Annotated in this window: 15 protein-coding genes; 2 read left to right on the top strand and 13 right to left on the bottom strand. The window is 63.8% G+C overall.

Annotated elements, in window-relative coordinates:
- Window positions 1-21: 21 nt before the first annotated feature.
- Window positions 22-666, top strand: coding sequence for a class I SAM-dependent methyltransferase (locus tag ACTU6U_RS05250; protein WP_443468114.1), 645 nt, complete (start codon window positions 22-24; stop codon window positions 664-666).
- Here ACTU6U_RS05250 and ACTU6U_RS05245 read toward each other — a convergent pair.
- Window positions 663-2,045 carry an LLM class flavin-dependent oxidoreductase gene (locus tag ACTU6U_RS05245; protein WP_443468113.1) on the bottom strand — a complete coding sequence of 461 codons (1,383 nt, stop codon included), beginning with the start codon at window positions 2,043-2,045 and terminating at the stop codon, window positions 663-665. The genes ACTU6U_RS05250 and ACTU6U_RS05245 overlap by 4 nt on opposite strands.
- A gap of 102 nt (window positions 2,046-2,147) precedes the next feature.
- Window positions 2,148-3,020, bottom strand: coding sequence for a diaminopimelate epimerase (dapF, locus tag ACTU6U_RS05240; RefSeq protein ID WP_443468112.1), 873 nt, complete (start codon window positions 3,018-3,020; stop codon window positions 2,148-2,150).
- A gap of 52 nt (window positions 3,021-3,072) precedes the next feature.
- On the opposite strand from dapF, the gene ACTU6U_RS05235 reads away from it, so the two are divergent.
- Entirely contained in the window at window positions 3,073-3,276 is a 204-nt protein-coding gene (locus ACTU6U_RS05235; protein ID WP_443468111.1) for a PLDc N-terminal domain-containing protein, read from the top strand.
- On the opposite strand, the gene ACTU6U_RS05230 is transcribed toward ACTU6U_RS05235, so the two are convergent.
- The 11 genes from ACTU6U_RS05230 to ACTU6U_RS05180 all read right to left on the bottom strand — a co-directional run bounded on the left by ACTU6U_RS05230 (window position 3,240) and on the right by ACTU6U_RS05180 (window position 14,520).
- Window positions 3,240-3,779, bottom strand: a complete 540-nt coding sequence (locus ACTU6U_RS05230) for a dihydrofolate reductase family protein (RefSeq protein ID WP_443468110.1) — start codon at window positions 3,777-3,779, stop codon at window positions 3,240-3,242. The genes ACTU6U_RS05235 and ACTU6U_RS05230 overlap by 37 nt on opposite strands.
- Window positions 3,776-4,696, bottom strand: a complete 921-nt coding sequence (gene miaA / locus ACTU6U_RS05225) for a tRNA (adenosine(37)-N6)-dimethylallyltransferase MiaA (RefSeq protein WP_443468109.1) — start codon at window positions 4,694-4,696, stop codon at window positions 3,776-3,778. Before miaA ends, ACTU6U_RS05230 begins: the two co-directional genes overlap by 4 nt.
- The gene (miaB, locus tag ACTU6U_RS05220) at window positions 4,689-6,239 is read right to left on the bottom strand and encodes a tRNA (N6-isopentenyl adenosine(37)-C2)-methylthiotransferase MiaB (protein ID WP_443468108.1); all 1,551 of its coding nucleotides are present in this window, start codon (window positions 6,237-6,239) and stop codon (window positions 4,689-4,691) included. Before miaB ends, miaA begins: the two co-directional genes overlap by 8 nt.
- 32 nt (window positions 6,240-6,271) lie before the next feature.
- On the bottom strand, window positions 6,272-6,970 hold the full coding sequence (locus ACTU6U_RS05215; RefSeq protein WP_443468107.1) for a regulatory protein RecX: 699 nt from the start codon (window positions 6,968-6,970) through the stop codon (window positions 6,272-6,274).
- Window positions 6,970-8,025 carry a recombinase RecA gene (gene recA / locus ACTU6U_RS05210; RefSeq protein WP_443468106.1) on the bottom strand — a complete coding sequence of 352 codons (1,056 nt, stop codon included), beginning with the start codon at window positions 8,023-8,025 and terminating at the stop codon, window positions 6,970-6,972. The genes ACTU6U_RS05215 and recA overlap by 1 nt, the downstream gene beginning before the upstream one ends.
- Before the next feature lie 270 nt (window positions 8,026-8,295).
- Window positions 8,296-8,517 (bottom strand): DUF3046 domain-containing protein, encoded by a 222-nt coding sequence (locus ACTU6U_RS05205; RefSeq protein WP_443468105.1) that lies wholly within the window; start codon window positions 8,515-8,517, stop codon window positions 8,296-8,298.
- A 24-nt stretch (window positions 8,518-8,541) separates the two neighbouring features.
- Window positions 8,542-8,850 carry a helix-turn-helix domain-containing protein gene (locus ACTU6U_RS05200; protein ID WP_443468104.1) on the bottom strand — a complete coding sequence of 103 codons (309 nt, stop codon included), beginning with the start codon at window positions 8,848-8,850 and terminating at the stop codon, window positions 8,542-8,544.
- 144 nt (window positions 8,851-8,994) lie between these two features.
- Window positions 8,995-9,456, bottom strand: coding sequence for a CinA family protein (locus ACTU6U_RS05195; protein WP_443468430.1), 462 nt, complete (start codon window positions 9,454-9,456; stop codon window positions 8,995-8,997).
- A 32-nt stretch (window positions 9,457-9,488) separates the two neighbouring features.
- Window positions 9,489-10,067 (bottom strand): CDP-diacylglycerol--glycerol-3-phosphate 3-phosphatidyltransferase, encoded by a 579-nt coding sequence (gene pgsA, locus ACTU6U_RS05190; protein WP_443468103.1) that lies wholly within the window; start codon window positions 10,065-10,067, stop codon window positions 9,489-9,491.
- Window positions 10,067-12,784 (bottom strand): FtsK/SpoIIIE family DNA translocase, encoded by a 2,718-nt coding sequence (locus ACTU6U_RS05185; protein ID WP_443468102.1) that lies wholly within the window; start codon window positions 12,782-12,784, stop codon window positions 10,067-10,069. Before ACTU6U_RS05185 ends, pgsA begins: the two co-directional genes overlap by 1 nt.
- 59 nt (window positions 12,785-12,843) lie before the next feature.
- Window positions 12,844-14,520, bottom strand: coding sequence for a ribonuclease J (locus ACTU6U_RS05180; protein ID WP_443468101.1), 1,677 nt, complete (start codon window positions 14,518-14,520; stop codon window positions 12,844-12,846).
- Between the last annotated feature and the right edge of the window lie 7 nt (window positions 14,521-14,527).

Below are 14,527 nucleotides of genomic sequence, written 5' to 3'. Positions count from 1 at the left end.
CCGCTCCGGTACGCTCGGCGTATGGGGTCCGATCATTATTTCTCTGCGACCCCGGCAAGTGCGGAGAACCTGCGGGCGATCAACGTCACCCTCGCAGACCGTGACCTCGAAGTGACCACCGCTGGTGGCGTCTTCAGTCCCGACCGCCTCGATGCCGGAACCGCAGTCCTCTTCGCCAACATGCCTCCGCTGCCACCCGGAGGAGACTTTCTCGACCTCGGAAGCGGCTGGGGGCCGATCAGCATCACCATGGCCCTCGCCGCACCGCACTCGACGGTCTGGGCGGTCGACGTCAATGAGCGAGCTCTTGACCTCGTCCGTCGCAACGCCGAGGCGCTTGGACTCACCAATATCAACGCGGTTCTGCCCGACGATGTTCCCGATGACGTCGTCTTTCGAACAATCCGCTCGAATCCACCCATCCGCGTGGGCAAAGACGTTCTCCACGGGATGCTGGAGCGCTGGATTCCTCGACTCGATGAGCACAGCGACGCCTGGCTCGTCGTGCAGCGCAATCTCGGCTCAGACTCGCTCCAGCGCTGGCTGGTAGCGACCTTCCAGCCCGGTTACAGCGTGCACCGCGCAGCGACCGGCAAGGGCTACCGCGTGCTCAAGGTGAGGCGGCACGGCAACCCGCCGACCGAACCGATCACGCTGACTGATTAGACGCGCGACGCGTTTCGCAGGCTGAATCCCGCGCCTCGGTGCTCGTCTGGCAGCCGGTCTCCACGCCCGTGCAGCTTCTGGCGAAGCGTTCCGGGCGTGTACTCGGTCTGATAGACACCACGACGCTGCAGTTCAGGCACGATGAACTCGACAATGTCCTCAAAGGTTCCCGGTGTGATCGCATAGGCGAGGTTGAAGCCGTCGACATCGGTCTCTTCGACCCAGTCCTGCAGGAAGTCGGCGACCTCTTCGGGCGAGCCGACCACGCGGGGTCCGAGACCGCCGATGTTGCCGAGCCGAGCGATGTCGCGAACCTTCCACTCCTTGCCGTCGTCGTTCGCCTGCTGGAAGTTGGCCACGGTCGACTGGATCGCGTTGCTCTTGACGTTGCCGATCGGCTCGTCGAGGTCGAACTGCGAGAGGTCGATGCCCATCCACCCCGACATGAAGACGAGAGCACCCTCATCGCTGGCGTACTGGAGGAAGTCCTCGTGCTTGGCGTGGGCCTTCTCGCTCGTCTCGTCAGTGATGATCGTCAGCAGCGTGTAGATCTTCGCGGAGTAGCGGTCGCGCCCTGCGGCTTCGAGAGCGTCACGGATGCGCTTCACGGTGCCTGCGAGAACGGTCTTCGTGGGCGCCGCGACGAAGATCGCTTCTGCGTTGCCTGCGGCGAAGGCGATGCCGCGCGGAGAAGCACCCGCCTGGAAGATCACGGGGGTGCGCTGCGGAGAGGGCTCTGAGATGTGGATGCCGGGAACGGTGAAGTGTTCGCCATAATGGCCGATCTCGTGCACCTTGTCGGGATCGGTGAAGATGCCGGCTTCGCGGTCGCGGATCACCGCGTCATCCTCCCATGAGCCTTCCCAGAGCTTGTACGTCACCTCGAGGTACTCGTCGGCGACCTCGTAGCGCTGATCGTGCTCGAGCTGGTCGTCATGACCCATGTTGCGTGCGGCAGAAGGCAGGTATCCGGTAACGACGTTCCAGCCGACCCGGCCGTTCGTCAGGTGATCAAGAGTTGTCATGCGGCGCGCGAACGGATAGGGGTGTTCGTACGCGGTGCCAGCGGTCACACCGAAGCCGAGGTGCTCGGTGACGGCGGCCATCGCACTCACCAGCAGTACGGGGTCATTGACCGGAACCTGGGCACCGTGACGGATCGCCGCCTCGTTCGTGCCGCCGTAGACGTCATATGTGCCGAGCACATCGGCGATGAACAGTCCGTCGAAGTGCCCGCGCTCGAGGAGCTGCGCGAGCTCGGTCCAGTACGCGAGTTCCTTGTAGCGCGCAGACTGGTCGAGCGGATGACGCCACATCCCGGAGGATTGGTGGGCGACGCAGTTCATGTCGAAGGCGTTGAAACGGATCTGCTTGCTCATACGCACCATGGTGCTCGATGAGACACCCTGTTGTCTCGCGGTCCGTCATGGAGCGACGCATTCGACCGAAAGCGCCTCTCTGAGGCGGCAGAGCCGGCGTTGTCAGAACAGGTCGATGGTGCCCGTGTAGACGAGCTGTGCGGGTCCGGACAGCGCCACATGCTCACCGTCTTCAGCAGGGAACATCCGTACACCGAGCACACCACCGGGAACCTCGACCTGCCAGTGGTCCGGAGCACGCTCGCCGGCCCAGTAGCGAACAGCCAGAGCGGTCGCTGCGACACCGGTGCCACAGCTCAGCGTCTCCCCCACTCCGCGCTCGAACACGCGCATGGTGACATGGCCGATACCGTCGCGAACCAGAGGCTCCCCCGGGACGACGAACTCGATGTTCGCGCCCGTCGGCGGCACGGGCTCGAGTTCGGGAATGTATTCGAGTTCGAGACCTGCAAGCTCTTCGTCCGATGCGAGTGCGACTACGACGTGCGGATTGCCGACGTCGATGCCCAGGCCGGGGCGCGCCACATCCAGACCGCGAGCCTTCGCGAGCGGGTCAACGCCCGAGAGCTTCCATCGACCAAGGTCGACCTGGTATCCGTCCGCACCCGCTGTGATGTCACGAACGCCGGCACGCGTGCCGATCGGGAGCGTGGAACCCGGCTCGATCGTTGCGAGCCCAGAGCGCACCAGGTAGTGCGCGAAGACGCGGATGCCGTTGCCGCACATCTCGGCGATCGAGCCGTCGGCATTTCGGTAGTCCATGAACCACTCGGCCGCTGGTTCCTCTGCGAGGGCAGCGTCGCCCTCGGGGATCGACGCGGAACGGATGACTCTGAGCACTCCATCGGCACCGATGCCGAAATGGCGATCGCAGAGGGCGGCTACTTGATCTACGGTGAGCTCGAGCTCACCGTCAGGGTCGGCAATGATGACGAAGTCGTTGCCTGTGCCGTGCCCCTTGGTGAATGCGACCATTCCCTCATTCTAGAGATCCGCAAGCCACCGCGACCCGCTCCATCTTCCTCTCGTGGCTAGTCCGGCTGGCCGTGCGGCGCTCGTGGTGATCAGTATCGTCCAGGTCGCGTTTGCGATCGTGGCGTTCCGGGACCTTGCGCAGCGTCGCGCAGAAGAGATCCGTGGGCCGAGACCAGCCTGGATTCCGGTGATTCTCGTGAACTGGATCGGTCCTGCGGCCTACTTCGTGTTCGGCGTTCGGCGCAGCACGCGATAGCGCCCGCACAGAAAGGCCCTGTTGCGCGCGACATCGATCAGTTCAAGGTCGAGCACCCGCGGAAGCACAGGCGAACCACTCCCCAGTGTGACCGGTGCGTACTGCACCCAAACCTCGTCGAGGAGTCCGGCATCGGCGAACTGGCCGGCGAGTTCTCCCCCACCCACGATCCACAGATCTTTGCCGCCCGCAGCCGCCGTCATCTCGGCGTGCACGTCGCGCACATCGGACTGCGTGAGCCGCACGGAGCCGTCTTCGGGTACGGAGATCGCACGATGAGTGAACACCCACGTCGGCAGCGTATACGGCCAGGAGCCTTCGTGAGCGAGAACCCATTCGTAGGTCGTCGCGCCGAGCGCCATCGCCCCTAGCATCGCGCGGAATCCGTCGTACGCCATGGGCCCGTTCTCATCGATGTCTTGTTTCAGCAGCCAGTCGAGTGAGTGCTGTGTCGTCGCGATGAAACCATCAAGGCTCGAAGCCGTGTAGTAATGCGTCGTCATCCCATCAGGATGTCACGGGGGTCAGACATGGGCGAGACCCATCTGATCGCGGGATATCTCTTGAACCAGGAGACCTGTCGTCTCGCATACCGACGCGTGAGCGCCTGGGTCTCAGCGATGGCTTCGGCCTCGCTCTTCTCGCCCGACAACTGCGCAAGCGCTTGAGCGTACCCGATCGCTCGCGGTGCGGTCGTGCCTCGTTCGATTCCCGCTTCTCGGAGCGCGGATGCCTCCTCAAGCATCCCCTGCTCCCACATACCCTCTACGCGCCGGTCAAGCCTCTCAACAAGCTCCGGCCGTTCGACGTGCAGACCGATGATGCTGGTGTCGGCGTGCCACAGTTGAGGAGCATCCGGCAGTGCGGCGCCATGCGTCTGCGCCCCCTGCTCGAGCACTTCGAGCGCGCGCACGATTCGGCGACCATTCTTCGGATCGACCTTCGCGGCGGTCGCCCCGTCCGCAGCGACGAGCTTCTCGTAGAGAGCCCTGTTGCCGAGTTCCTCGAGCTCGCGCTCGAGCCGTGCCCTGATCGCGGGATCGCGCGGCGGAAACCGGAAGTCGAAGATCACGCTCGAGACATACAGACCCGAACCTCCGACCAGAATCGCGTCGCCGCCATGTGCGTGGATGTCTGCGATCGCCGCACGAGCAAGTGGCTGGTACCACGCCACTGCCGCTTCTTCTGTGACGTCTCGCACATCGAACAGATGGTGCCCGATGCCGCGACGCTCCGCGACGGGAAGCTTTGCAGTGCCGATATCCATGCCGCGGTAGAGCTGCATAGCATCGGCGTTGACGATCTCTGCGGGATTTCCGTCGGCGCGCAGCGCTTCAGCGAGACCGAGTGCGAGATCGCTCTTGCCTGTGCCGGTGGCCCCGACGATCGCCCATAGGCGCGGCGGGAGGGGCTCAGACACCGACGCGGAGCGTGGGAAGCCCCAGCGAGACCGCGCGTGGCGCGCCCGTTTCGCCGGTGGATGCCGGAATACCGCACGACTCCGTCTGCGCACGGTCGAACGCGTCGCCGCCACGAGTGCGGCGGATGCGCAGCGGCGCACCCGTCGGGTCGTCGGCGAGCAGATGGAAGGGGGCACCGTGGGTGATCGTGACTGTGACGACGTCGCCCGGCCGCGGGATCTCCGATCCTTCGGTCACTTCGAAGTGAACCAGGCGATTGTCTTCAGCGCGGCCAGTCAGACGGTGCGTCTCAGCGTCCTTCTTTCCTTCGCCCACCGAGACGAGCACGTCGACCTCGCGTCCGACCTGTTTCTCGTTCTCTTCGAGGGAGATCTTCTCCTGCAGCGCGATCAAGCGGTTGTAGCGCTCCTGGACGACAGCCTTGGGGACCTGGTCCGCCATGGTCGCAGCCGGTGTGCCCTCACGGATCGAGTACTGGAAGGTGAATGCATTCGCGAAGCGAGCCTGCTCGACCACGCGCATGGTGTCTTCGAAGTCTTCTTCGGTCTCGCCGGGGAAGCCGACGATGATGTCGGTGGAGATCGCCGCGAACGGCATCCGCTCACGCACTCGATCGAGGATCCCGAGGAACTTCGAGCTGCGGTACGAACGGCGCATCGCCTTGAGAATGCGATCACTGCCGGACTGGAGCGGCATATGCAGCTGCGGCATGACAGCAGGCGTCTCGGCCATGGCATCGATCACATCGTCGGTGAACGCGGCAGGATGCGGGCTCGTGAAGCGGATCCGCTCGAGACCGTTGATCTCACCGGCAGCTCGCAGCAGCTGGCTGAAGGCCTGACGGTCTCCGAACTCGACACCGTAGGAGTTGACGTTCTGGCCGAGGAGGGTGACCTCGATTGCACCGTCTTCGACCAGGAGGCGGATCTCGTTGAGGATGTCTCCTGGGCGACGGTCCTTCTCCTTGCCGCGGAGGCTCGGCACGATGCAGAACGTGCAGGTGTTGTTGCATCCCACGGAGATTGACACCCAGCCGCTGTGCGCCGAGTCGCGCTTGGTCGGCAGCGTCGAGGGGAACACCTCGAGGGACTCGAGGATCTCGAGCTCGGCGTCACCGTTGTGCTTCGCACGCTCGAGGAGTCCAGGCAGCGAACCCATGTTGTGCGTGCCGAAGACCACGTCGACCCAGGGCGCCTTGTCGAGAACCGCGTCTTTGTCCATCTGGGCAAGGCAACCGCCGACGGCGATCTGCATGCCTTCTCTGCGACGCTTGACCGAGGCGAGATGACCGAGCGTGCCGTAGAGCTTTCCTGCCGCGTTGTCGCGCACCGCGCAGGTGTTGATGATGACGACGTCGGCTTCTGTACCGGTATCCGCCCGAAGATATCCGGCGCTCTCGAGCGATCCCGCAAGCCGCTCTGAATCGTGCACATTCATCTGACACCCGAAGGTGCGTACTTCATAGGTTCGCTGGTGTCCGTCGGCATCAACCGCGGCCGGTGAGGCCGTGATGATCGTCGGTTCGCTGCGCGGAGTAGTCATGGTGCCCCTATTCTACGAGCGGAATCTGGGGGTCAGTCCGAGTCGACGAAACGAACACCTGTGGTCGGGCCCCCGAGCGAAGCTTCGGCCAGCGCCGTCCGTGCCGCCGTCATCGCCACTGATCCCCCGTAACCCCGTCGGGCGAGTTGCCCCATCAGTCGTCGCAGCGCGGTGTCGAAGTCCAGTCGCGAGAGCGACCGCGCCTTGGTTCTGGCGAACTCCAGTGCGCGCTCAGCGTCATCATCCGGAAGGTCACCGAGCGCGGCATCGATAACATCGCGCGGGACGCCTCGCTGCGCGAGCGCGCGAGAGAGAGCCACACGGCCCTGGCCTTTGCGCTCGATGCCTGAGATGACAAGGTGCTCGGCGAGCAGCGCGTCATCGAGGTAACCCCGCTCGCAGAATCTGTCGATCACCTCGTCGATGCCGGCGGCATCGAGCCCCTGTCCGCGCAGGACGTGTCGCGCCTCGGACACAGACAGGGAGCGTGCCCGCAACTTGCGGACCAGCGCCTCTTCTGCGTGCCGCATGACGTCGTCGGGATCGGCTTCTTCTGGTCTCTGCGGGGGCCTGTGACCCGGGGCAGAGGAATGCGCCGGCATTGCTGTCGATCGAGGTTCGGTGGAGGCCTCATCACGTGCCAGCTCTGATGCGGGAATCATCTTGCCGCTGAAGAGTGGAATGACGGGGGCGAGACGATCCTCGCCCCCGTCATCGTGTGCAGAACTCATCAGGCCGGACGACGCTGCGCGAGTTCGTCAGCCGCAGGCACCGCTTCAGGCGCAACTGCGCCGCCGATGCCGAGCTTCTGCTTGATCTTCGTCTCGATCTCCAACGCGATATCGGCGTTCTTGATGAGGAACGAGCGTGCGTTCTCCTTGCCCTGACCTAGCTGATCGCCGTCGTAGGTGTACCACGAGCCCGACTTCTTCACGAGACCATGCTCCACACCGAAATCGATCAGGCTGCCTTCACGTGAGATGCCCGTTCCGTACAGGATGTCGAACTCCGCCTGCTTGAAGGGCGGTGCCATCTTGTTCTTCACGACCTTGACCCGCGTGCGGTTGCCCACGGCCTCAGTACCGTCCTTCATCGTCTCGATACGGCGGATGTCGAGGCGGACCGAGGCGTAGAACTTCAGCGCCTTACCGCCGGCCGTGGTCTCGGGAGAACCGAAGAACACGCCGATCTTCTCGCGCAACTGGTTGATGAAGATCATGGTGGTGTTGGTCTGGTTCAGACCACCGGTGAGCTTGCGGAGCGCCTGAGACATGAGGCGTGCTTGCAGACCCACGTGCGAGTCACCCATCTCGCCCTCGATCTCAGCGCGAGGCACCAACGCCGCGACGGAGTCGATGACGATGAGATCGATGGCCCCGGAGCGAACGAGCATGTCGGCGATCTCCAGGGCCTGCTCACCCGTATCGGGCTGAGAGACCAGGAGGGCGTCGATGTCGACACCGAGCTTCTTCGCGTACTCGGGGTCGAGAGCGTGCTCCGCGTCGACGAAGGCGGCGATGCCACCGGCGCGCTGCGCGTTGGCGATGGCGTGCAGGGTGAGCGTGGTCTTACCGGAGGATTCCGGACCGTAGATCTCCACGATGCGGCCACGCGGGAGTCCGCCGACACCGAGCGCGACATCGAGGGCGATGGATCCGGTGGGGATGACGGCCACTGGTGCGCGCTCGTCGCTGCCCAGCCGCATGACCGAGCCCTTTCCGAACTGGCGGTCGATCTGGGCGAGAGCTGATTCCAGAGACTTCTCGCGGTCTGCTGCTGATGGCATGATGTGTGCTCCTCGTGTTCGCGTGGTGCCGCCTATAGGCTGTCGCGGCCGCCCCGGTTGGGACGGACTCTCCGACAAGGCGTATGGCTTCTTGGCCTGAAATCACCGTACGAGGGACCTCCGACATTGGGACGGAAATGCCACGAACGGTGGACAACGAGACCTCGAGACCACTTGTGCAGAACGATACGCGCACATCGAACACATATTCGACGACACGCCGCTGACACAGCATCCGGTTACGAACACAGCACCCGCTGCGAAGAAGCACTACTTGCGCGGCTCGAGCCGTCCGACTCCGTAACGGCGCTCCGCAGGGACGTCCGCCTCGGCACAGAGCGCAAGCCAGATGTCTCGTGGCGGCACACCCGCCTCAAGCGCCTCGGTAGGAGTTCGATTACCCACCGCGCTCAACACGAGGTCGTTCAGGAGGGTGACAGAACGCCGCCCGAACTCATCCTCGACAGCACGAAGAAACTCACTGCGTCGCATCGGCTCGCTGAATCCGCTGTCGTATCAGTGCAGGGACAGCTCGGGCTCGACCGACGCCATAAGGTCATCGGGAACCACGTCAGGGAAGACCTGAATGCCCTCGAGCACAGAGATCCTGTCGCCGACTTCGCGCATGATGATGGAGATGGGCACATCGAGCGCTTCAGCGACCGAAGCGAGAATCTCGCTGGAGGCCTCTTTCTGGCCGCGCTCTACCTCGCTGAGGTAACCCAGCGCAACAGATGCCTTACTCGCAACCTGTCGAAGAGTGCGCCCCTTCTGCAGGCGGAAGTCCCTCAGCACGTCGCCGATTTCCTGTCGTACAAGAATCATTGGAACCTCCTCTCCATTTCCCTCACCGAAGTCTCCTCCGAACGGATCGCCAGTCTAACCCGACTCGCTGGAGAAAACGCTACCGTTTCACGCTGTGCTTTCGCTTTGAGCAACACGTCTATGACAACGTCGAGCTCATACGGGCTATTCCCCGAGCATCTGCAGTGCGACTCCGATCGCTGCACGGACAGCCTGCTCTCGCACCGCACTTCGGTCGCCGTCGAATCGAAACGCCTGAGCATCGACTTGTTCACCGCGGGAAACGCCGATCCACACCGTGCCGACCGGCTGACCGTCTGGTGAATCAGGGCCGGCGATCCCCGTCGTCGAGATCCCGACGTCGGCCGGACGTCCCGCTACCCGCACCGCCTTGCGCACTCCGGTGGCCATCTGCGCTGCAACTTCGGAGTGCACTGGCCCGTACTTCTCGAGAAGCGCCTCGTCTACGCCCAGAACCGTCGCCTTGACCGGTGTCGCGTAGGCCACGACTCCACCGAGAAGGGTGGCCGATGCGCCAGGAACCGAGACGATCTCTGCGGCAAGAGCACCTCCGGTGAGAGACTCAGCGACTCCCAGAGTCAAGCCTTTCACGCTGAGCAACGACACGAGCCGAGCCGCATCGCTCAGGGCAGGCCTGTTCACGACCGAGCTGTTCTTGATCCGCGCATCTGAGACACCATGTAGTCGATGCCGCTTACGACGGTCAGCACCAGAGTGACGTACATGAGAGGGATGCCGATCCCGGTCCACCAGTCCATCCCGATGAGCTGATGAAGCGGAAGCAGCCACCAGCTCAGTGCAACGCCCTGGAAAGCAGTCTTGAGCTTGCCCATCCACGCAGCGGCGACAATATGATTGCTGGCCACGATGAAGCGGTGCACTGTGATGCCCCACTCGCGGATGAGGATGATGATGACGACCCACCACGGCCATTCGGCGAGAATCGCCAAGCCTACGAAACCGGCACCCGTCAACAGCTTGTCAGCGATTGGGTCCCAGAGCTTGCCGAAGTCGCTGACGATGTCGTACTTGCGGGCGAGGTAGCCATCGACCCAGTCCGTGGAGATCGCCAGCACGAAAAGCGCGCCAGCGATCCAGCGGATGACGAGGTCATTGTTCCCGTACGTGCCTCCCAGCAGGAGCAGCACGAAGAACACCGCCGCGAGCGGTATGCGCGCGATCGTGATCGCGTTCGGCAGTTGCCGCGGAATACTCATCAGTCACGTCCTGTCAGGCCCCAGGCGTCTTCATCGCCCTCACCGTTGTCTTCGATCGGAAGTCCGTCGAACTGCGACTCGATCGGATCGCGTCCGTAGTCAACCGATTCCACTGCGGCAGGAGGTTCCTGGTGCGCAGGAGGCGCGGCCGGAACATCATCCCCTCGCAGCTTCGCGATCACTGCGGGCAGCTGCTCGGCGGTGACGAGCACGTCGCGAGCCTTGGATCCTTCAGAAGGACCGACGATCTCACGCGATTCGAGCAGATCCATGAGTCGCCCGGCCTTCGCGAAACCGACGCGAAGCTTGCGCTGCAGCATCGACGTCGAGCCGAACTGCGAAGAGACGACGAGTTCGGCGGCTGCGAGCAGCACCTCGAGGTCGTCGCCGATGTCTTCGTCGACTTCCTTCTTCTTCTTCGCCGGGTCCATCGCCTCTTGAACGTCGGAGCGGTACTCGGGGCGAGCCTGCGCCGTGACGTGCTTGACGACGGCGTCGATCTCGCTCTCTTCGACCCAGGCCCCCTGCAGACGGAAAGGCTTGGACGTGCCCATCGGGGAGAAAAGGGCATCGCCCTGGCCGATCAGCTTGTCGGCTCCTGGTGAATCGAGGATCACTCGGCTGTCAGTGACGCTCGTCACGGCGAACGCAAGGCGAGAGGGAACGTTGGCCTTGATGAGGCCGGTGACCACATCGACGCTCGGACGCTGAGTTGCGAGCACCAGGTGAATACCGGAGGCACGCGCGAGCTGAGTGATGCGGACGATCGAGTCCTCCACGTCGCGCGGCGCCACCATCATCAGGTCGGCGAGCTCGTCGACCACGACCAGCAGATACGGGTAAGGCTTGAGGACGCGCTCGCTGCCGACTGGCAGCTCGACTTCGCCAGCGCGCACAGCCTTGTTGAAGTCATCGATGTGGCGGAATCCGAACGACGCGAGGTCGTCGTAGCGCATGTCCATCTCTTTGACGACCCACTGCAGCGCTTCGGCGGCCTTCTTGGGGTTCGTGATGATGGGGGTAATCAGGTGCGGAACGCCGGCGTAGCTGGTGAGCTCCACGCGCTTCGGGTCGATGAGCACCATGCGGACATCGGCCGGACGCGCGCGCATCAGCAGGCTCGTGATCATCGAGTTCACGAAGCTCGACTTACCGGAGCCCGTGGAACCTGCCACCAGAAGGTGCGGCATCTTCGCGAGGTTCGCGACGACGATGTTGCCGCCGACGTCCTTACCAACACCGATCGTCATCGGGTGGGTGCTCTTCTGCGCCGCGGGCGAGCGCAGCACGTCTCCGAGCGCCACCATCTCTTTGTCTGCGTTCGGGATCTCAATGCCGATTGCGCTCTTGCCGGGGATCGGCGAAAGGATTCGCACATCGTTGGAGGCCACGGCGTAGGCGATGTTGTTGCTCAGTTGAGTGATCTTCTCGACCTTGACGCCGTGACCGACCTCGACCTCGTACTGGGTCACCGTCGGACCGCGCGAGAAGCCGGTCACCTTCGCATCAACCTTGAACTGGGTGAACACACCCGTGATCTGCTCGATGACGCGGTCGGTCGCATCGGAGCGGACCACTGGCGGCGGACCTTCGCGCAGCACTGCAGTCGAAGGCAGCGCGTACGGCGCCGCCGGTGCCTGCAGGCCGCGATCGCCCGGGCCTTCTGTGCCGAAGCCAGAGAGACCGGGAAGCTCAGGCTGCTCCCCTGTGTCGCCGTAATCGTCGAGCAGAGCAGTGCCGCCCTGCGAGCCGAGTCCGGCCATGACACCCTCGACGTCGGTGAGCACCTCGGTTACCGAGTCCGATGGATCTTCGACGATGATCGCCTGGTCGAAGGCGGTGTGGTTCGCCGGGGCCTCATCGACGGTCGTGAGCAGTTCAGTGAGGTCCTGCGAGCCGATGCCCTCGTCAGGGTCTTCCTCACGTCCCGTCTTGTTGCGTCGCCACCACGGCAGCACGTCCGGGTCGTCGTCCTGCTCGAATTCTCCTTCGGGCTTGGCTTCTCTGACCGGCTTCTCGACGCGTTCCGCGCCGAACATCCACGCATAAAGATCGCCGAGTCGAGCGCCAATGCGGTTCGGCGGCGTCTTCGTGATGATGAGAATGCTGAGGACCATGAGCACGGCAAGGATGACGTAGGCGGGGATGTCGGTCAGGTATGAGAGCGGCTCGCCCAGCATCCATCCGAAAAGCCCACCGGCAGCGCTCAACGCGGGCATGCCGTCCTTCGGCTGCGGCTGCCCGCCCGCAAGGTGACAGATACCGGCGATGGAGAGCACGAACAGTCCGAAACCGATGCCGATGCGACCGTTGTCGTTGACCGATGACGGATGCCGGAACAGCCAGCCAGCCAGGATCAGAAGCAGCACAGGCATGAGGAATGCCGTACGGCCAACCAGAAGCCCCACCGAGTATGCACTGATGTTCTGGGCGACCTCGTTGCCGATGAAGAACCACTCATTGACCGCGCCGAGGCACGCCAGGATCACCAGAAGGAGCGGGAATCCGTCACGTCGCTGGTCCTTTTCGAGAGACTCAGGGCCGAACGCGCGGAACAGCCCGCCGACGCCGTGCGCCAGTCCTGTCCACGCCCGGACGGCGAGCGGCGGCGTGTCGACATCGTCGATGTACTTCTTCGGCGCCGCAGCCGTCTTGGCCCTCGAGCGCGCGGGTTCCTTCTCTGAAGCGCGCTCGGTCTTCGTAGTACTCCTGGCCATACTCACAGACTACGGTCGGGCACCGACATCGCCGCGTAATGACGCGGCTTTCCGGCCGATCAGGCTTCGATTACGAGCGGTACGATCATCGGCCGGCGACGGAGCTTCTGGTTCACCCAGCGACCGATCGTGCGACGAACGACCTGCGAGAGCGCATGCGTGTCGCGGACCCCGTTGCCGGATGCCTCTTTGAGCGCGGCGACGATCTTCGGCACGACATCGTCGAACACCGCATCATCCTCCGCGATGCCTCGCGCGTGGATCTCGGGTCCGGTGATGATGCGCCCGGTGGCAGCATCCACCACCACGATGATCGATACGAAGCCCTCTTCACCCAGGATGCGACGATCCTTAAGGTCGGCGTCGGTGATCTCGCCGACCGTGGAGCCGTCGACGTAGACGAAGCCGATGTCGTACTGGCCGGCCACGCGGACCTGGCCATCCTTCAGGTCGATCACGGTGCCGTTGGATGCGAGCAGAGTGTTCTCTTCGGGGATGCCGGTCTCCTGGGCGAGCTTGGCGTTCGCCATGAGGTGCCGGTACTCGCCATGCACGGGAAGCACGTTCTTGGGCTTGAGGATGTTGTAGCAGTACAGCAGCTCGCCAGCGGCCGCGTGACCGGAGACGTGCACGCGAGCGTTGGCCTTGTGCACGACATTCGCGCCGAGCTTGGTGAGCCCGTCGATCACTCGGTACACCGCGTTCTCGTTGCCGGGAATGAGGCTCGAAGCGAGGATGACGGTGTCGCCCTCCCCTGGCTCGATGGCGTGGTCGAGGTTGGCCATGCGGCTGAGGACTGCCATCGGCTCGCCCTGGGACCCCGTGGACATGTAGACGATCTTGTCGTCGGGGATGTCCTTGGCCTTCTTGTAGTCGATCAGCACGTTCTCGGGCACCTTGAGGTATCCGAGATCCGCGGCGATGCCCATGTTCCGCACCATGCTGCGCCCGAGCAGAGCCACCCGGCGACCGTTGGCGTGCGCGGCGTCGAGCACCTGCTGCACGCGGTGCACATGGCTGGAGAAGCTCGCGACGATGACTCGGCGAGTGGCCTTGGCGATGACCTGGTCCAGGACCGGGCCGATCGACTTCTCGGTAGGCGTGAATCCGGGCACGTCCGCGTTGGTCGAGTCGACGAGGAACAGGTCGACGCCCTCTTCACCGAGGCGCGAGAACGCGCGCAGGTCGGTGATGCGGCCATCCAGCGGCAACTGGTCCATCTTGAAGTCACCAGTAGCGAGCACGAGACCGGCGGGCGTGCGGATTGCGACGGCCATGGCATCCGGGATCGAGTGGTTCACCGCGACGAACTCGAGATCGAACGGCCCGACCGTCTCGCGCTGCCCTTCCTTCACGGTGAGCGTGAATGGCTTGATACGGTGCTCTTTCAGCTTCGCCTCGACCAGCGCGAGCGTGAGGCCGGAACCGATCAGCGGAATATCGCTCTTCAGACGCAGCAGGTACGGCACCGCACCGATGTGGTCCTCGTGACCGTGGGTGAGCACGACGCCGACGATGTCATCGAGGCGGTCCTTGATGGGCTCGAAATCCGGGAGGATGAGGTCGACGCCGGGCTGGTGGTCCTCGGGGAAGAGCACACCGCAGTCGACGATGAGGATCTTGCCGTTGTACTCGAATGTGGTCATGTTGCGACCGACCTCGCCGAGTCCGCCCAGCGGGACGACGCGGAGCGTTCCGTCGGCGAGTGGCACAGGAGCTGCGATGGGAATGGACATTGATGTC

It is taken from the genome of Microbacterium zouquanmingi, from assembly GCF_052266695.1.
In the GTDB taxonomy this organism is placed as follows: domain Bacteria; phylum Actinomycetota; class Actinomycetes; order Actinomycetales; family Microbacteriaceae; genus Microbacterium.
Note: the sequence above shows the minus strand (reverse complement) of the source record. Positions and strands in the feature narration are given on the sequence as shown.